Here is a 16,472-nt window from a genome sequence, read left to right as displayed (position 1 = left end):
GGCGCTGCGGGCCGCGGGGCGCGCGCAGGATGCGCGCGAGATGCTCGACGCCCTGCCGCCCGCGCCCGCCGCGGCCACCCCGGTGCGCCTGCTCGCCGCGGCCCTGGCGCTGGAGGCGAATGACCCCGACACCGCCGAGGCCGGCTATGCCGCCGTGCTGGCCGAGCGCCCCGACCATGCCGAGGCGCTGCTGGGCCGCATCGACTGCGCGCTGGCCCGCGACGATCTCGCCGCCTCGGCCACCCGCGCCGGGCAGGCCGCGGCCCTGCGGCCGGACGACGAGCGCATCACCCGCCGGCATGCCGCGGTGCTGCGCCGGCAGGGCAGGGCGCGTGCCGCGGCCCTGCTGCTGGTCCGGGCCCTGCGGCGGGCCCCGGCGAACCTGCAGCTCCGCACGCTTCTGGCGGAATGCCATGCCGAGCTCGGCCGCGATGCCTGCGCCAGGCGGCATTTCCGCCGGGTGGCGGCGCGGCGGCCGGCGCATCTCGCGGCCCGGCTGGGCCTGGCCGAGCTCGCCCTGCGCCGCGACGACCGCGAGAGCTTCCGCCGCCACCTCGAAGCCGCCGAGGCCGCCCATCCCGACAGCCGGCAGCTCGGGCAGCGCAAGGCCCAGCTTCTCGTGCGGGCGGGGCAGAGCGTGGAAGCACTCACGGTGGTGCGGGCGCTGCTCGACCAGGCGCCGGACGACCCCGGCCCTCTGATGCTCTGTGCCCGGCTCTGCCGCGAGCTCGGCGACACCCGTGCCGCGCGCGACTGCACCGCGCGCGCCGCCGCCCTGCCGGGCCTTGTCGCCTTCAATCACCTCTCCATGGTCGAGACCGCGCTGCGGGACGGCGACACCCCGGAGGCCCTGCAGTGCCTGGCGCGCGGCATGCGGGCGTTTCCCGACAGCCTGAAGCTGCGGCTTGCCGGGGTGCGGGTGATGCGCCGCGCCGGGCGCCCCGGCGAAGCGGCCCGGGCGCTGCGCACGCTGGTGAGCCGCCACGCGGAGGTGCCGGAGGTGCAGGCCGAGCTGGGCGGCTTCTGGATCGAGCAGGGTCGGCCGGACCGGGCGCTGCGCGGCCTCGGCCGCGCTCTCGCCCTGCGCCCGGACGACCCGGGCCTGAGGGCGCGCCGGCTGCGCGCCGCCCTGCGCTGCGACGGGGAAGGGCCGGAGGGACCGATCGTGAGCGCGGAGATCGCGGCGCTGCTCGGCCGGGCGGTGCCGGTGGCGGCCGAGGTTCCGGCCCTGCGCTGCCTGGTGACGGAAGGCGCCCTGCTGCTCCCGCCCGCGGTGCTGGGCCGGCTGCGGGCGCGGCTGGCCGGCCTCGCGCCGCTGCTGCCGGAGGAGGGGGCGAACGAGCTGCTGCGCGCCGCCGATGCGGCGGCCGATGCCGGGGCCGCGCGCGCGGCGCTGGCCCGGCTGTTCGACTGCGGCCCGGTGAGCCTCGCTTCCTGCCGGCACCTGCTCACCCGGTTTCGCGGGCTTGCGTCGGACGCGGAGTTCCGCCGGCTCGGCGCGCACCTGATGTGCACCGCCCCGCCGGGGCTGCGCGCCGAGCTGGAGGCCGAGATCGCCCGGCTCGACACCGGGCCGGCCGAGGCGCTGCGCCGCTGCCGCGCCCACCGCCGGCCGCAGCGCAGCCTGCGCCAGGCGATCCTGCTCCTGCGCCTGCTCAACACCGCCGGCGCGCGCGCTCTCGCGCGCCGCTACGGCCGGGCCTGCCTGCGGCGCTGGCCCGGCGAGCTGCCGCTGCTGGAGGCACAGTTCGAGGTGCTGAACCTGCAGGGCCGCGAGGCGGAGATGGCGGAGCTGCTCGCCGCGGCGCGCCCCTCGGGCCGCCGCGCCCGCACGGTGCACCTGCGCCTGCGCGCCCGCCTGCTGGGGGAGATGTTCCGCCCCGGGGAGGCGCTGGAACTGCTCGCCCGCGCCGACCGGCTCGACCCCGAGGGCCCGCGCAACGCCCTCGGCCTCGACCTGATGCTGGCGGCCGGGCGGCTGGAGGACGCGCGCGCCCGCACCGCGCAGATGCAGCTCAGTGCCGATGCCCCCGGCCTCAACATCCGCCATCTCGGGACCACGCTCAGCGGCACGCTGCTCAACGATCTCACGCTCTGCACGCTGGAGGAGGCCGAGCCGGACCCCCCGTCCCGTGCCGAACTCGCCGGACGCTACGTGGCGGCGGCGAAGCAGGAGCTCGGCCGCTGGCTGGCCGGCACGCCCGCCGGCGGCGCATGCAGCGGGACCGATGCCCCCCGGGGAGACGGCGCGCGCGCGGGAGCCGGCGGCGGGGAGGCCCGGGACACCGCGCGCGCGGAGCGCGGGCGCTGCGGCGGGCCCTCGCTGGTGCCGCGCCGGGTGCTGCAATACTGGAACAGCCCGGAGGTGCCGGGGCCGGTGGCCGGGGTGATGGCCTCCTGGCAGGAGGCCCGGGCGGCCGGGCACGCGCTGTGGGACCGCGCGGCCGCGCTCTCCTGGCTCGCGGCGCGCTTCGGGCCGGACCACGTGCTTGCCTTCCGCCGGGCGCATCACGTCGCGGAGGAGGCGGATTTCCTGCGCCTCTGCCTGCTCTTCTCCGAAGGCGGGCTCTACGCCGATGCCGACGACAGGCTGGCATGTCCCGGCATCTTCGACCTGCTGCCCCGCGGGGCCGGGCTGGTGTGTTTCCGCGAGCATCGCGGCGCGCTGTCCAACAACGTCATCGTCGCGCGGCCGGGCCACCCTGTCATCGGCCGGGCGGCGGAGATGGCCCGCGAGGCGCTCCTCGCGCGCGACAATGACTGCGCCTGGACGAAGACCGGGCCGGGCGTGCTCACGCGGGCCGCGGCCGAGTGCCTGCTCACGCTCGGCGAGGCGGCGATGCACGATGTCGTCATCCTGCCCGTGGGCCGGCTGCGCGAGATGGTGCAGATCCACGTGCCGTTGCCCTACAAGAAGACCGAGCGATACTGGGACGCCCGGAGCCGCAACACCTCGCGCGCGCTGCGCCGGCTGCTGCTCGATACCCTGCGCCGCGCGGATGCGCCGGCGGAAGAGGCGGCCGCGCCCGGCTGAGCGGCGGGCGAGGGCGGCGCCGCGAGGCGCGCGGCCTCCTGCCCGGGCGGGCGGGATGCCGCCGGGCTAGGGGCGCTCCGCGCTCTCGCCGAGGCGCTCGAGGCGGAGGGCGTAGCGGCCCTTGTGCAAGAGCGGCGCCACCCCGCCCTCGATGTGCCCGAGGCGGATGAGGTCGTTGCGGAAACGGTAGCTGTCGTGGAAGAAGGCGAGATTGCCCCAGCCGAGGAAGTAGCACAGGTCGCCCGGTGTCTCGTCGTCGAACGGTGCGAAACCGCCCTCGTCGAGCCGGCGTGGCAGATGGGCGATCTTCTCGTTGGTGGAGAAGTCCTCGATGGTGAGATCGAGCGGCAGCAGCGAGAGCAGGTCGCGCACGGTGGGATTGTCGAGCAGGGTGTAGGTGATCACCTGGTCGTCGAAGCTGCAGCGCATCCGCAGCGGGGTGGGCTGCGCGTGCAGCCCGGCGGGCCCGAGTGCGCCGAGCGCCGCTGCGCCGGCGAGAAAGCGGCGGCGGCCGGGGTGTGGAACCGATACTGTCACGAAAGCCTCTTCGAATGCGCGCCGCCCGATCACGCCGCAAGGCTCCTTCTAGCGCGGGCAACGGGGGCTGAACAGGCCGGAGCACCCGATCGGGCGGGCCGCGGCGCGCGGCGCGGGCCCGTTGCACGGGCGCCCGCCGGCTGCCTCGGGTGGCGGAAGGGCAGGCGACGGCCGGGCCCGCCGCGCGGTCCCGGGCGGCAATCGGGCCGGGGCGACGGCGATCTTCCGGCCGCACGCCACGTGCTCCGGCCCGGCCGCGGGCTGCCGCGGCCGCCCGCCGCTTCCCCGGGGGGGTGGGGGCGGAATGTCGCCGTTCCCAGCCTGCAGCATTTCGGCTAAGCCTCGGAGACCGTCGGCGCGCGACACGCCCGGCGGCACCGCGGGGAAGGGGACCTGGACGTGCAGATGACCACAGCGGCCGTGCGGCCGGACGGGCTGGCCGGCATCGCGCTCATGTGCGCGGGCGTCGCGTTCCTGAGCGTGAACGACGCGCTGGCGAAATCCCTCACCGAGAGCTACCCGGTGCTGCAGATCCTCTTCATGCGCAACATGGTGGCGCTGCCCATCGCGCTGCTGCTGGCCTGGCGGCTGGGAGGCGCGCGGGCGCTGCGCTCGCACCGGCCGCTGGTGCACCTGGGCCGCGGCGTGATGTGGATCGCGGCGACCGTCCTTTTCTTCAGCAGCTTCCGCTTCCTCGGCCTGGCCGAGGCCACGGCGCTCGCCTTCGTGGCGCCGCTGTTCATCACCGCGCTCTCCGCGCTGCTCCTGCGCGAGCATGTCGGCTGGCGGCGCTGGCTGGCGGTGACGGTGGGGTTCATCGGCGTGCTCATCGTGATCCGGCCGGGGGGCGAGACCTTCCGCGCCGTCTCGCTCCTGCCGGTGGCCACGGCCTTCACCTATGCCCTGCTGATGCTCAGCGCCCGCTGGCTCGACCCCCGCGACAGCGTCTGGACGCTGCTGCTCTACCTCACCGGCTCCGGCGCGCTGCTGAGCGCCTTCGCGGTGCCGCTGGTCTGGGTTCCGATCGAGACCGGCGATCTCTGGCGCTTCGGGGCCATCGCGCTTTTCGGCTCCCTGGGCATGACGCTGATCACCCAGGCCTTCCGCCTCGCGCCGGCGGTGGCGGTGGCGCCGTTCGACTACACCGCCCTCGTCTGGGCCACGCTGCTGGGCTGGCTGTTCTGGGCCGAGGTGCCGGACGGCATGACCTTCCTCGGCGCCGCGGTGATCGTGTGCAGCGGTCTCTTCACCATCTTCCGCGAGCACCGGGCCGGCGCCTGAGGGCAGCCGGCCCGGCCCCTTCCCGAGCCGCGTCCTAGGCCATGTCCCGCGGGTGCATCCGCGAGGGCAGGAACTGCAGCAGCGAATACTGCAGTGCCGGTCCCGCCCGCCCGGCCGGAGGCTCGGCGAAGATGGCGTCGCGCGCGCTCCGCCCCAGCGCATGCGGCCCCCGGAGCCGGTAGCACGCCGGGTCGAAGGCGCCGAACCACAGCCGCACCAGCAGGCGCGGCCGCAGCACCAGCCACCAGGCCGAGGGCAGGCAGCCGATCTCCTGCGCCAGCGCGTCGAGATAGAGCACCTGCGAGGGGATGGCCTCGTTGTGGCGCGGGCTGAGCGCGGTCCAGTGCTCCTCCCAGGCTTTCTCCCGCGCGATCACCGCGCCGAGATCCGCGGGCAGGTGCAGCCGGCCGCTGCACAGGCCGGCGAAATAGCGCGCCTGCATCTCGGCGCAGATGGGGATGCCGCCGGAAAACGGCCGCACGAAGCCGATGAAGGCCGCCGTGCCCTCGTGGTCGGGGTGGATGCAGTGGCGGAACAGGTTGCGCACGTTGCCGCCCTCCACGTCGAGCGCGCCCAGGGCGCAGGCGCCCGGGGTGAAGCCGGTGCACAGCACCACGGTGTCGAACTCGTCGGAACTGCCGTCGCGAAAGCGCACGCGGCGCCCCTCGGCCGCCGCCAGCCCGCTGTCGTTCAGCGCCACGCGCCCGCTCACCAGCGCGGGGATGAAGCTGACGTTCTTGCAGAAGATGCCGCGCTGCGCCCAGTCGCCCTCCGGGTGGGAGCGCCGGTTCCAGGTGCGGATCATCTCCCGGTGCTCCGGCGTGTCGGGGGTGGCAATGTCGATCTTCGGCGGGTCCGCCGCCTCGCCCAGCGGGTTGAGCGCGCCGGGCTGGGCGGGCCGGGCGGGGCGCCTGCGAAGGCGGCCCGGCAGGCCCGCCGCGGCGGCCGCCAGCCCGTAGAGCGCGGTGCAGGCGAGAAACACCCGCCGGGCCGCAGCGCTCCGCCCCCAGAAGGAGGGCAGCACGAAGGGCTGGCGCGTGCCGCGCCGGTACATCTCGTGGTGATGCGCACGCAGGGTGGTCTGGTCGGTGGTGATGTCGCCCGAGACGATGCGCGGCAGCAAGTAGGTGTAGGAGCGGATGGAGAGCGTGCAGCCCTCCGCCACCTCGCCGATCTCGCGCACGATGTCCGCGCCCGATTCCGCGAGGCCGACGATCAGCACCCGCCGGCCGCGGAAGCGCTCCGCGTTGCGGTATTCGCTCGAATGCACCACCTCGCCGGCAAAGCCCTCCAGCTCGGCGATGCCGCGGTTCGGGCTGCGGAACGGCCCGGCGCAGACCGCGATCGCATCGAAGCTCTCCCGCCGTTCGGCGCCGTCCTCGCACAGGGTCACGATCCAGCGCCCCGCCTCGCGGCGCGCGTCCGTCACCTCGGTGCGGTAGCGGATATGCGCGCCGAGCCCGAACCTCCGCGCGTAGCGCGCGAGATAGTCGCGGTACTCGGCATGGGTGAAGAACTCGCGCCGGCCCGGGTGGGGAAAGTCGGAATAGGCCATGAGCTTCATGGAGATGGTGAGGCGCAGGCTGTCGAACACCTTCATCTGCCCGCCGTCCTCGCCCCGGCGCAGCCAGATGCCGCCGAGGTCTTCGTTCCTGTCGTAGCAGCGGACGTCATGTCCCTCGTCGAGAAGCTGCTTCACTGTGGTCAGTCCGGACGGACCGGCCCCCACGACGCATACCTTCATCACAGGTCTCCTGTGTGTCGGGAGGGAGGCATCGCCGGTGCGCCCGGGGCCGGGCGCCTAGGGCCCGGGCATCCCCGGGGCTGCGCCCGGGTCCGCGCGTCCCTCGTGATTGCCAACGTTTCCGCGGATGCCTTGAGGTCAGCTGGGTTTCCGAGCGATTTGCTCAGGTTAGCGCGCTGTCGCGGGAGGCGAAAGGGGGGTGCTCACACTCGCCTCGCAACAATTTGATACCTGAAATATTTTCTTCCGGCGCCGTTGCCCCCACAGTGCAAGGCTCGTCCCGGTTGCAGGAGCGGCGGGCCGCCGAAACCCCGGCGCAGGGTGCTGAGAATTAACGGATTTTTCAGCAGTTGCGTGCAATCTTCCCGGCTGAAGCCCGGCAGGCCGGGGCGGTACAGGCCGAAGATGAAGGCATGGTCATGCGCATGACGCATGGCTGGCATGCCGCCTATGGCCTAGCATGACGATTATATGTCGCCATATTGCGCGCCAGAACCTCCCCTTGATGTTTAGAAGGATTCGTCGACATGTTCGACCAGATCGACCAGTGGGCCTTCACCCACGACCAGGGCGCCCGGGCCCAGAAGCTGTTCGCCGCCGTCGTGCTCGCCGCACTCGATGACGCGATCGCTGACGACAAGAAATACGGCAACGGCGAGGAAGCCATCGCCCGCTGGGCCCGCTCCCGCGACGGCCGCGAAGTGCTGATGTGCGCCGGGATCGACCCGAACGAGCGCGTCGTGGAAGGCATGAAGGCCTTCGTGCGCAAGGGCATCCGGACTTCCGTGGCGCTGAGCCGCGAAGAGCAGGAGCGTCGGGCCGAAGCGGCCTGAGGCAGAACGACGACGGCACCGAGAAGGGGCGGGCCTCGTGCCCGCCTTTCTCGTCTCCGCCTTAAGGGTTTCCCAACGCTCCCCGCGCACCATCGCCCGCAGCCGGGCTGGCCGGACGGAGGGAAACCGGATGAATCTCTACCACTGCTTCATTGACCTGAAGGACGACGCGAAGGCGCTGTCCTTCGCGCTGGCGCTGGACAACTGGATGGGCCACCTGAAGGCGCAGGGCACCATCCTCTCCTGGCGCCTGCTGCGCCGCAAGCTCAACCTCGCCGCCGACGGCTGCCGCGACTTCCTGCTCGAGATCGAGGTGGAAGATCTCAGCCAGCTCGACCGCGCCTACCGTCTCGCCGCCAGCCAGTCGGACGACGTGGCCCGGCTCTACGGCCAGGTGAACCAGATGATCTCCCGCGCGGAATTCGGCCTCTACCGGCCCTTCCCGGATCCGGAAAGGGCCGAGCGCGTAGCGCTCCTCTGAAGAGCCGAGCGCGTAGCGCTCCTCTGAAGGGCCTGCCGCGTGGCGCTCCTCTGAGGGGCCGGGCACGTGGCCCTGCCCTGAAGGGCGCTCAGCCCACGAGGCGCAGGGCGCGCGGGAAGCTGGTGAGGCTCTCCGCACCGGTTTCGGTCACCAGCATGTCATCCTCGATGCGCACCCCGATGCGGCCGCGGCGGTAGAGCCCGGGCTCGATGGTGAACACCATGCCCGGCTCCAGCAGGGTCTCGTTGCCGCGCTGGATGTAGGGGTCCTCGTGGACATCGAGGCCGAGGCCGTGGCCGGTCTTGTGCACGATGCCGTCAGCGTGGGGCGAGGCCTCGAGCACGCGCAGCACCACGTCGTCGAGCGCGCCGCAGCTCTGGCCCGGGCGGGCCGCGGCGCGGCCGGCGGCATTGGCGGCGCGCACGCTCTCGTAGAAGGCGCGGTCGGCGTCGCTCACCTCGGCGGCGAAGAAGGTGCGGGTGATGTCGGCGCGGTAGCCCTGCCAGGTGCCGCCGAAGTCGAACAGCAGCGCGTCGCCGGGCGCCAGCGGATAGTCCTGCCGGGCCACGGCATGCGGCTCGGCGGCGTTGCCCGCCGCGGCCACGATGGGAGCGAAGGAGAGCTCCTGCACGCCGGCGTCGAACAGGTTGCGCACCAGCAGCCGCTCGATCTCCGCCTCGCTCATGCCGAGGCGCACGGCGCCGAGCGTTTCCTCGAGCGCCGCCTCGGAGCGGCGGATCGCCTCGCGCAGGTGGGCAACCTCCTCCGGCGTCTTCAGCAGGCGGATGCGCGAGATCGCGGCCTGGGCGTCGAGACAGGCGGCGGCGGGCAGCGCGCGGTGCAGGGCGAACTGCTCGAACACCCGCATGTGCTGGCCCTCCACCCCGAGACGGTTCGGCGCCGGGATGGCATGGGCCGCGGCGTCGAAGGCGGCCTGGTAGCCCTCCTCGTCGCGCCACAGGAAGGCCTCGCCCTCGAAGCCCAGCCCGGCGAAGCTCGCCTCCTCCAGGGCCGGCACCACGGCGGCCGGGGCCCCCTCCAGCGGCACGAGCACCACGAGCGGGCGTTCGTTCTGGTGGAAGGCCCGGCCGAAGATGCGGCGGAAGTTCGGCCCGGGCACGAGGGCCACGGCGTCGAGGCCGGCGGCGCCCATCGCCTCGCGCAGCGCCCGGTAGCGCGGCTGTCCGTCGGTCGGGGGAATGGTCATTCGGCGTCTCCTGGAGTGGGGGAAGCGGTGGCGCTCATCGCCAGCCGCCCGTCGGCGCCGCGCACCCAGAGGGAGAGGCCGTCGCCCTCCGGCCGCGCGCAGGTCTCGAAGGTCTCGTCGTGGAACACCGGGGCCGTGGCGCGGAAGCTGAAGCGCGCCAGCCGCGGCAGCATGCGGTCCGCCATGCGGATCAGCAGTTGCGCCAGCAGCGGCCCGTGCACCACGAGGCCGGGATAGCCCTCCACCTCGCGGCAGTAGTCGATGTCGTAGTGGATGCGATGGCCGTTGAAGGTGAGGGCGGAGTAGCGGAAGAGCGCCACGCTGTCGAAGCGGTGTTCCTCGCACTCGGCCTCGCCGCGCGGCGCCGGCACGGGCTGCGGCGCGGGGGCGCCGGGCCGGGGGTCGGTGCGGTAGACGATCTCCTGGTCCTCGGTCACGGCGTGGCCGTGCGGGCCCAAGATCTCGTGGCGCATGGTCACGAAGGCGAGGGGGCCGCTGCGCCCGGTGCGCGAGGTGACGGAGAGCACGTGGCTGCGCCGCCGCACCTCCTCGCCGATCGGCAGCGGGGCGTGCCATGACAACCGCCCGCCCGCCCACATGCGCCTCGGCAGCCCGGTGTCGGGCAGCACCAGGCCGGGGCGCGGGTGGCCGTCACGCCCCAGCGCCTCGGGCGGGAAGGCCTCCCAGAACTGGATCCAGTGCCAGAAGGGCGGCAGCGGCGCGCCAGGCCCGGGCGCCTCCCCCGGCAGGGCGAGCGCGGCATGCAGGGCGGCGGCGCGGGCCGGGTCGAGACGATCGGTGATCTCGCGGTATTCTGCGGAGGCGGACATCTCGGTTCTCGGCACAGGGACAGGACGGCTGGGCTCGGGGAGAGAACGGCGCGCGCGGGCCGCGGTTCCTCCCCGGGGACATGAGGCATTCATGGCGCGGAAAGGGGGCGCTGCGCAAGCCGTGGCCGCGCCGGCCCTCAGCGCAGCTTCGAGGAGATGACGCCGGTGTTGAACCCGCCCCAGCGCAGTTCGCCGAAGAGGCGCTGGTATTCGATCTTCGGGCAGCGGTTCATGATCACGGTGATGCCCTTCGCCTCGGCCCGGGCGGCGGCGGCCTCGTCGACCACGCCGATCTGCATCCAGATCGTCTTCAGCCCCTTGTCGAACAGGTGGTCGAGCGCCTCGTCCACCACTGCGCCGGCCTGTTCGGAGCGTCGGAAGATGTCCACCATCTCGACCGGGCCGTTCTCGATCGCCGCGAGCGAGGGAAGGACCCGCTCGCCGAACAGCGCCTCGCCGGCATAGGCGGGATTCACCGGCAGCACGCGAAACCCCTTGAGATTCAGATAACGCGCGACAAAATACGAGGGCCTGAGCTCGTTCTTCGATACTCCGACTGTCGCGATCGTGCGGGTTTGCTCGAAAATGTTGCGCAGCAGGGTATCGGAGTAGGTCATCAACGCGGCCTTTCTCGGTACGACCGGGCCAAGTGATTGCCACGGCCCGAAAAAAGGCGCCCAGGGAGTACCTGGGCGCGAAGTCGGAACGAGGGACAGTGAGTGATGAAGCGATGATCGCTCTTTCAAACACCGCTTCACTCTACAACATAGACCGGCATCACTCACAATGAAAGATGCTGTAAGATTATTGTGAATTTTTCCAACAGCCTGTCCGCGGATCGGGCGTTTCAGCGCTCCGAAGCGGCGAAAAGCCCGATGGCGGCGGCGTTTGAGACGTTGAGAGAGCCGAAATCGCCTGCGAAGGGGATGCGGACGAGAAGATCGCAGGTTTTGCGGGTGAGCTCGCGCAGCCCCGGGCCCTCGGCGCCGAGCGCGAGGGCGAGCGGCCGGCCGGCCCCGGCGGCGATGCCGGAGGCGAGAGTCTGCTCCGCTTCGCCGTCGAGCCCGAGAATCAGGTAGCCCATCTCCTGCAGGGCGGTCATCGCCGTGGCGAGGTTCTGCACCCGCAGGTAGGGCTGGCGCTCGAGCGCGCCGGAGGCGGTCTTGGCCAGCGCCCCGGTTTCGGGTGCGGAATGCCGGTGCGGCGCGATCACCGCCCGGGCGCCGAACACTTCCGCCGAACGCAGCATGGCGCCCACGTTGTGCGGATCGGTAACCCGGTCGAGCAGCAGCACCAGCGGCGCCTGGCCGCGCGGGGCGCAAAGCTCGGAGAGCGAGCCCCAGTCGAGCGGTGCCACCTCCAGCGCCGCGCCCTGGTGCACCGACTGCGGGTCGATCGGGGCGGGGAACTTGCGCGCGTCGGCGATCTCGGGCTCCATGCCCGAGGCGGCGATCTCGGCAGCCAGCCTGTCGGCGGCGTTGCGGGTGACGATGAGGCGCAGGCGCTCGCGGGCCGGGTTCAGCAGCGCGTCGCGCACCGCGTGCAGGCCGAAGAGCCAGACGGTCTCCGCGGCGCCGGCGCGGCGGGCGCGCTCCTTCTCGATGACCCAGGAGGGCTTTTTCGGCGGACGGGGGGCCATGGCGTTCCTCTGCTTGTTCGGCAGAGCCTGCTTTGGCACCATCGCCGCCGTGACGCAAGAACCTCACTTCCGCCAGGCCCGGCCCGCCGACGCCGGCACGCTGCGCGCCATCGCCGAGGCGGCCTTCGCGCCCTACGTGGCGCGCATCGGCCGGCGCCCGGCCCCGATGGACGCCGATTTCGCCGCCGTCGCCGCCCACACGCTGCTTCTCTGCGCGCCGGAACCGGCGGGCTACCTCACCTTCTTCCGCCGGCGGGACGCGCTCTTCGTGGAAACCGTGGCGCTTCTGCCCGGGCGTCAGGGCCGGGGCTTCGGCCGGCTGCTGATGGAGCGCGCCGAGGCGGAAGCCCGGGCCGCCGGCCTCACCCGCATCGTGCTCTACACCAACGCGCGGATGACGGAGAACCTCGCCTGGTACCCGCGCCTCGGCTTCCGCGAGACCGGGCGGGCCACCGAGGAGGGCTTCGACAGGGTGATGTTCGCCCGCGAACTCGACGGATCGGAAAACCTGCCAAAACCCGCTTGACGATATCCCGGCACATCTTTAGACAGCGCGGCGGGCGGGATGCTCTAAGGTAGGGCAGTGGACTGTAAATCCATCGCGGAGACGCACAGTGGGTTCGATTCCCACCCCGCCCACCACTCTTCTGGTGGGCCCTTGATGGAAAAGGGAAAATCGGGAAAGTGCACCACATGGAATGATATGTGGTGCACTCGGGTTCAGAAAATGTTCACCCGAGAAAGCTTCACCATCGCAGATTGAGCCATTGTTCGGCGGCTGGCCGAGCGGGTATAAACCGCGCTCGTCTTCGGGCTCGCGTGGCCCAGGATCGCCATCACCTCGTGCTCGGTACAGCCCGCTTCGGCGAGCAGGGCGCCGGCGGCTTTTCGTACGCCGTGGGCTGACAGTCCGGTCAGCCCGGCTTCCTTGGTCCAGTCCTGCATCTTGTTGCCCATGCCGGCCGGCGTGAACGCCCGGCCGAAGCTCGTGAGCAGGAACGGCGTGCGCGGAACCTTGTCCCTGCCGATGATCGACACGCGGTTTGCCGCCGGGCCAGCGAGGGCCTTCTGCAATGGCGGCTGAATCGGGATCGTCACCAGCCCTTTCGACTTGGCCTGACGCCATGTCAGAAACTCCATTCCAGCCGCGCCCTCGATATGCTCATGGCCGAGCTGCACGAGGTCGGAGCGGCGGCACGCGGTGAAGATCAGCAACATCATCGCGAGATGGGCCTGTGTTCCGAACGGATGCACCTTGATGAAGCGGCGCAGGTCGCGGCTCGTCCACGGCGTGTGGCCTTCCGTGGTGGCGCTCAGCCACCCGATGCCGGCGGTGGGGTCCGTATCTGCGAGCCCGGCCTCGATGGCCCAACGGTACATGGCGCGCAGGGTCTTGAGCAGGTTGTTCGCGGCGGCCGGCGTGGCTGCTCGCGCCTCGATGATCTTGCGGATGGCTCTCGCAGGGATGCGGAACGCATGCCGGTCTCCATGCTCTTGGGTGACCTTTGTGAGCACGGCTGTGCGCTGGCGGAATGTGGCCTGCGCCAGGTGGCCGCTTTCGAGGCGCACGAGCATGGCCGCTGTGAAGCGCTGGGTGAGCCATTCCAGTGATCCGGCGGGCGCGGCGTCGCCGGCGTCGGCTTCCACCTCGAGCTCTTCTCCTCTGCGCAGTGCATGGTAAGCGTCGAGGAACTCCTTGGACCCGGGTTTTCCGGGCAGGGATCTCGTCACGCCGGCGCAGCGGTACCGGTAGCGCCATGAGCCGTCGCGCCGTCGCTCGCGCATCACGTAGGGCAGGGCCACGCGCATCTCAGTCTCCGATGAAGTCATCCCACCCTCTCACTTTTCCCGTGGTGGCCCGTGATTCGTCCACCTTCTCGGTGATCACCTCGACCACGCCGCCTGGCTTGGTGATGATCCGTGTCACGTCGAGGCCGCACGCTTGGGCGGCCCTGACCGCCCGGGCGATGGCGGCGTCGGTCGTCTTCCCCCTGGTAGCGGCTTCGGGCATCAATTGGGTTCCTTCCCCGGCGGCGGGCTCAGTGGGCTTGCGATGTTGTTCCAGCCGGCAGCAGCGGCATGCTGTGGATTCGAGGCGCCCGCGCTCGCCCAAGGCCCGCACACTCCACAGGCGCACTCCAGCCTCACGAGAAGGCGCAGGTCGCACCGCAATGTGATGCGGTGGCCCATCCGTTGCTTCGAGCCGCCACAGGCGGGGCAGGCTCCGGTTATGGTATCGGGTGATGCGTTCATGCTGGCTTCCAGAGGGGCTCGACAGGGCGGGGCGCGTCTGGCTGTGCGGGCAGCGGAGTCCAGTGGGTGTGATAGCCAGGCCAACCGCCGACCATGAATCGCGCGGCCGGTGTTTCGCAGTGTTGGGCGTGGGTGTAACACTCGACCGTCTGCCCGAGGTCGAGGGGGCTGCCGACATAGGGCGACTCTCCCAGCCATTCTCCGTCCCTCCAGCACCACCACAGCACGTCGCCGTTGTCCTCGTGCCAATCATGGGCCGGGCGGGGCGTCATTGCGGCGCGAGCCTCGCCGGCCAGCCGCATGGCGTGGTCGGATGCCTCCTGCTGGGTCGCGTATGTTCCCCGGAGGCTCACCTCGTAGGTGCTGACCGTGCCGTCGCGGTTCTGGCGTGTTGTGAAGCTGCTGCTCATGCGGCGGCCCTCATCGCGTGCCCGCCCCACTGATCGGCCATTGCCTCGGCGATGCCGGGGAAAAACCGCGAGCGCTCGCGCCAGCGGTCGGGGCCCGGCGGCATGCGGTGCACCCGCGCCTCGCGGCCGGCGACGATCTCGGTGGGCCGCAGCGGCGGCAGGTTCTTGAGCCACAGGCAGGTGCGCTTGCTCTCGCCATGCCCGAACTGCCACGGCTGCACGCTCTGCGCCGGCGGCGCGTAGTTCACGATGCGCTCCTTCGCGTGCCGGTGCATCACCGGGTTCTCGACCGCGATACGCTCGATGGGAGCATTCCATAAGGCGGAGAACAGCGCGGCGCCCTCGTCCAGCTCCGCCCACATCTCGGCGCGCGTGCGGCCCGCCGGCGGCTTCGAGAGCCACCGCACGCCGCTGTTGCACAGCCGGGTGCAGGGCGGATGCGCGACGATGAGCAGATCCCAGCCATCGCCCAGCAAGCTCCGGGCATCGCCGACGATATGCTTGTTGGAACGGTCCTCGGCCGGCAGCAGGTCGCAGGACCATGCGTCATGCCCGCGCTCCGCGAAGGCACGGCGCACGATGCCGGAGAACTCGCAGGCGACGAGCACGCGCATCTCCCTCATGCGAGCCCCCAGAGGCAGAGCCGCGCGAGCAGCAGCCAGCCAAGCGCGCCGAGGGCGCCCGCCAGCAGGTACGGGCGCAGGCCGGCGAGCTTGCGCCCGAGCGCCTCGACCGCGAGCCAGAGCAGCAGCGCGCCCACGGCAGCGCCCGCGCATGCTGCGAAGATCCACGGAAGCGCGGCCATCACCGGCCCTCCCTCAGCCCCGCGCGATGCCGGGCGATCTCCGCGCGCATGCGGGCGATGGTGTGGAGTTCGACGGACAGCCGGTGTTCGGCCTCGAGGGCGACGCGGTCCGCCGCCTCGAAGACAACCTCGGCCGCGACGGTGAAGCCGCCATGGGCGTGCATCATCCCGTCATGGATCAGCCCGGCCACCCGGGCGGAGGGCTCGCCGATCTTCATCGCGCGGCCCGCCCGGTCGTGCGGCTGGCGGGGACGTAGCGCGCCGAGCCATCGGCGGCGGTGACCATGCGCAGGGCCGGCAGGCCCTGGGGGTGTTTCAGCGCGAGGATGGCAAGGCTTGCGAGCGAAGGGCTCGGGCTGGCGGCGCCCGTCAGGATGGCGCGGGCCTCAGATCTATGGCGGTGGGGATCGTGCGGCTTCAACAAGGGAACCTCCATGGCAATTTCCGAGGAGGCTAGTACGGATTTTTCGTATCGTCGATATCAAAATACGGAAAATCCGTAATTTGTTGACGTTCCAGCTTTCCGGCGTAATATGAACAAAAGTGGAACACACCGTGGGGATTCGTAAATGGAAGCGCGCGCAATGGGTCGCCTCGACATGCTCCTGCGCCTTCGCAAGGCGACCGGACTGTCGATGGACTGGTGGGAGTGCCTGACTCAGGACTTGTCGGAAAGCACCTTGGCGAGATTGGTCGCCAGGGCGGAGATGTCGCCAAAGTAAATGTAATCGAGGGAAACGCTGTATTTTTCCCTCAGCCTCTTGGCGCCATCAAGCGAAAGCCGCGAGAGCCCCGTTTCCCAGTTGTTGTAGGTGCTTCCACTGACTCCGAGCGCAGTCGCCATCTGCGACTGCTCGAGCCCGAAATGGTTACGCACCGCCATCAGGCGCTTGCCGATATCCTGGTGCGGGTGGCTCTCAGGGGATCTCTTCATGCCTCAAGATATGCCCTTGCGGTGCCAGATCGGCCATTGGCATCTTCCCAATTGACGATTTACGGAAAATTCGTATCTTCGCCATATGAACCACGCGCAGAACATCGTTGAAGAGATCGGCAGGGAGCGCCTCAGGTCAGCTCTCGGCGTGTCGCAGCAGTCCATCAGCGACGGCCTCTCTGCCGGGCGGTTTCCCGCGCGCTGGTACCTGATCGTTCGCGATCTCTACGCCGCACAGAGCGTCGGCGAGCCTCCCCTTGAAGGCTTCGCCTGGAAGGAGGTCGCCGCCTGAGGTTTTCCGGAAGCGCGCCGGCGTCGGGGTGAACGCGCTCTCCAGTCTCCAGTGCCCCGGCTTCATTCATGCACATCCCTTCTCCGCTACACCCTGCACACCCGGGTGCGGACGGACAAGGAAACAGCCTCCGGAGGTTTTCCCATGCGCCCGCAGCGCCCCAATTCCTTCCACGCCATGCTGGCCGACCTG

General features: G+C 71.2%; 21 protein-coding genes and 1 tRNA gene. 7 read left to right on the top strand and 15 right to left on the bottom strand.

Going from position 1 to position 16,472, the window contains the following annotated elements:
- The coding region (locus D3P35_RS24915; protein ID WP_232830627.1) for a tetratricopeptide repeat protein at positions 1–3,034 on the top strand (3,034 nt) is incomplete at its 5' end.
- A gap of 66 nt (positions 3,035–3,100) precedes the next feature.
- On the opposite strand, the gene D3P35_RS24910 is transcribed toward D3P35_RS24915, so the two are convergent.
- Entirely contained in the window at positions 3,101–3,571 is a 471-nt protein-coding gene (locus D3P35_RS24910) for a cyclophilin-like fold protein (RefSeq protein WP_118138643.1), read from the bottom strand.
- Between the two features lie 405 nt (positions 3,572–3,976).
- On the opposite strand from D3P35_RS24910, the gene D3P35_RS24905 reads away from it, so the two are divergent.
- Positions 3,977–4,852: a DMT family transporter gene (locus tag D3P35_RS24905; protein ID WP_118138642.1), complete on the top strand. Its 876-nt coding sequence runs from the start codon at positions 3,977–3,979 to the stop codon at positions 4,850–4,852.
- Positions 4,853–4,886: 34 nt separating this feature from the next.
- Here D3P35_RS24905 and D3P35_RS24900 read toward each other — a convergent pair whose 3' ends face one another.
- Together D3P35_RS24900 and D3P35_RS26405 are read right to left on the bottom strand one after the other, a co-directional pair.
- Positions 4,887–6,596, bottom strand: coding sequence for an NAD(P)/FAD-dependent oxidoreductase (locus D3P35_RS24900; RefSeq protein WP_118138641.1), 1,710 nt, complete (start codon positions 6,594–6,596; stop codon positions 4,887–4,889).
- A 203-nt stretch (positions 6,597–6,799) separates the two neighbouring features.
- Positions 6,800–7,039 carry a hypothetical protein gene (locus tag D3P35_RS26405; RefSeq protein WP_157982315.1) on the bottom strand — a complete coding sequence of 80 codons (240 nt, stop codon included), beginning with the start codon at positions 7,037–7,039 and terminating at the stop codon, positions 6,800–6,802.
- 84 nt (positions 7,040–7,123) lie between these two features.
- On the opposite strand from D3P35_RS26405, the gene D3P35_RS24895 reads away from it, so the two are divergent.
- The gene (locus D3P35_RS24895) at positions 7,124–7,429 is read left to right on the top strand and encodes a DUF6280 family protein (RefSeq protein WP_118138640.1); all 306 of its coding nucleotides are present in this window, start codon (positions 7,124–7,126) and stop codon (positions 7,427–7,429) included.
- A gap of 130 nt (positions 7,430–7,559) precedes the next feature.
- A complete protein-coding gene (locus tag D3P35_RS24890) occupies positions 7,560–7,910 on the top strand; it encodes a DUF6614 family protein (protein WP_118138639.1) in 351 nt (116 codons plus the stop codon).
- A gap of 88 nt (positions 7,911–7,998) precedes the next feature.
- Here the strand turns inward: D3P35_RS24890 and D3P35_RS24885 are convergent, their stop codons facing one another.
- From D3P35_RS24885 to rlmB, 4 genes are all read right to left on the bottom strand, one after another.
- Positions 7,999–9,117 carry a Xaa-Pro peptidase family protein gene (locus D3P35_RS24885; protein ID WP_118138638.1) on the bottom strand — a complete coding sequence of 373 codons (1,119 nt, stop codon included), beginning with the start codon at positions 9,115–9,117 and terminating at the stop codon, positions 7,999–8,001.
- Positions 9,114–9,947, bottom strand: a complete 834-nt coding sequence (locus D3P35_RS24880; protein ID WP_118138637.1) for a MaoC family dehydratase N-terminal domain-containing protein — start codon at positions 9,945–9,947, stop codon at positions 9,114–9,116. The genes D3P35_RS24885 and D3P35_RS24880 overlap by 4 nt, the downstream gene beginning before the upstream one ends.
- Positions 9,948–10,084: 137 nt before the next feature.
- Positions 10,085–10,564: a CoA-binding protein gene (locus D3P35_RS24875; RefSeq protein ID WP_118138636.1), complete on the bottom strand. Its 480-nt coding sequence runs from the start codon at positions 10,562–10,564 to the stop codon at positions 10,085–10,087.
- Positions 10,565–10,794: 230 nt separating this feature from the next.
- The gene (gene rlmB, locus D3P35_RS24870; RefSeq protein WP_118138635.1) at positions 10,795–11,586 is read right to left on the bottom strand and encodes a 23S rRNA (guanosine(2251)-2'-O)-methyltransferase RlmB; all 792 of its coding nucleotides are present in this window, start codon (positions 11,584–11,586) and stop codon (positions 10,795–10,797) included.
- On the opposite strand from rlmB, the gene D3P35_RS24865 reads away from it, so the two are divergent.
- Together D3P35_RS24865 and D3P35_RS24860 are read left to right on the top strand one after the other, a co-directional pair.
- Positions 11,585–12,112, top strand: a complete 528-nt coding sequence (locus D3P35_RS24865) for a GNAT family N-acetyltransferase (protein ID WP_118138634.1) — start codon at positions 11,585–11,587, stop codon at positions 12,110–12,112. The genes rlmB and D3P35_RS24865 overlap by 2 nt on opposite strands.
- Before the next feature lie 32 nt (positions 12,113–12,144).
- A tRNA-Tyr gene (locus D3P35_RS24860) sits at positions 12,145–12,228 on the top strand.
- A 78-nt stretch (positions 12,229–12,306) separates the two neighbouring features.
- On the opposite strand, the gene D3P35_RS24855 is transcribed toward D3P35_RS24860, so the two are convergent.
- The 8 genes from D3P35_RS24855 to D3P35_RS24820 form a co-directional block, all read right to left on the bottom strand.
- Entirely contained in the window at positions 12,307–13,395 is a 1,089-nt protein-coding gene (locus D3P35_RS24855) for a tyrosine-type recombinase/integrase (RefSeq protein ID WP_157982314.1), read from the bottom strand.
- 1 nt (position 13,396) lies between these two features.
- Positions 13,397–13,597 (bottom strand): hypothetical protein, encoded by a 201-nt coding sequence (locus tag D3P35_RS24850; RefSeq protein WP_118138632.1) that lies wholly within the window; start codon positions 13,595–13,597, stop codon positions 13,397–13,399.
- 238 nt (positions 13,598–13,835) lie between these two features.
- Positions 13,836–14,249 carry a hypothetical protein gene (locus tag D3P35_RS24845; protein WP_118138631.1) on the bottom strand — a complete coding sequence of 138 codons (414 nt, stop codon included), beginning with the start codon at positions 14,247–14,249 and terminating at the stop codon, positions 13,836–13,838.
- Positions 14,246–14,863, bottom strand: coding sequence for a hypothetical protein (locus D3P35_RS24840; protein WP_118138630.1), 618 nt, complete (start codon positions 14,861–14,863; stop codon positions 14,246–14,248). The genes D3P35_RS24845 and D3P35_RS24840 overlap by 4 nt, the downstream gene beginning before the upstream one ends.
- Positions 14,864–14,868: 5 nt before the next feature.
- Positions 14,869–15,054: a hypothetical protein gene (locus D3P35_RS24835; RefSeq protein ID WP_118138629.1), complete on the bottom strand. Its 186-nt coding sequence runs from the start codon at positions 15,052–15,054 to the stop codon at positions 14,869–14,871.
- Positions 15,054–15,272 (bottom strand): hypothetical protein, encoded by a 219-nt coding sequence (locus D3P35_RS24830; RefSeq protein WP_118138628.1) that lies wholly within the window; start codon positions 15,270–15,272, stop codon positions 15,054–15,056. The genes D3P35_RS24835 and D3P35_RS24830 overlap by 1 nt, the downstream gene beginning before the upstream one ends.
- A complete protein-coding gene (locus D3P35_RS24825) occupies positions 15,269–15,490 on the bottom strand; it encodes a hypothetical protein (protein ID WP_118138627.1) in 222 nt (73 codons plus the stop codon). Before D3P35_RS24825 ends, D3P35_RS24830 begins: the two co-directional genes overlap by 4 nt.
- 222 nt (positions 15,491–15,712) lie before the next feature.
- On the bottom strand, positions 15,713–15,988 hold the full coding sequence (locus tag D3P35_RS24820; protein ID WP_118138626.1) for a helix-turn-helix domain-containing protein: 276 nt from the start codon (positions 15,986–15,988) through the stop codon (positions 15,713–15,715).
- 85 nt (positions 15,989–16,073) lie between these two features.
- On the opposite strand from D3P35_RS24820, the gene D3P35_RS24815 reads away from it, so the two are divergent.
- Positions 16,074–16,280 carry a hypothetical protein gene (locus D3P35_RS24815; protein WP_118138625.1) on the top strand — a complete coding sequence of 69 codons (207 nt, stop codon included), beginning with the start codon at positions 16,074–16,076 and terminating at the stop codon, positions 16,278–16,280.
- Positions 16,281–16,472: the final 192 nt, after the last annotated feature.

The organism is Oceanicella sp. SM1341, assembly GCF_003448965.1.
Classification (GTDB): Bacteria; Pseudomonadota; Alphaproteobacteria; order Rhodobacterales; family Rhodobacteraceae; genus Paroceanicella.
Note: the sequence above shows the minus strand (reverse complement) of the source record. Positions and strands in the feature narration are given on the sequence as shown.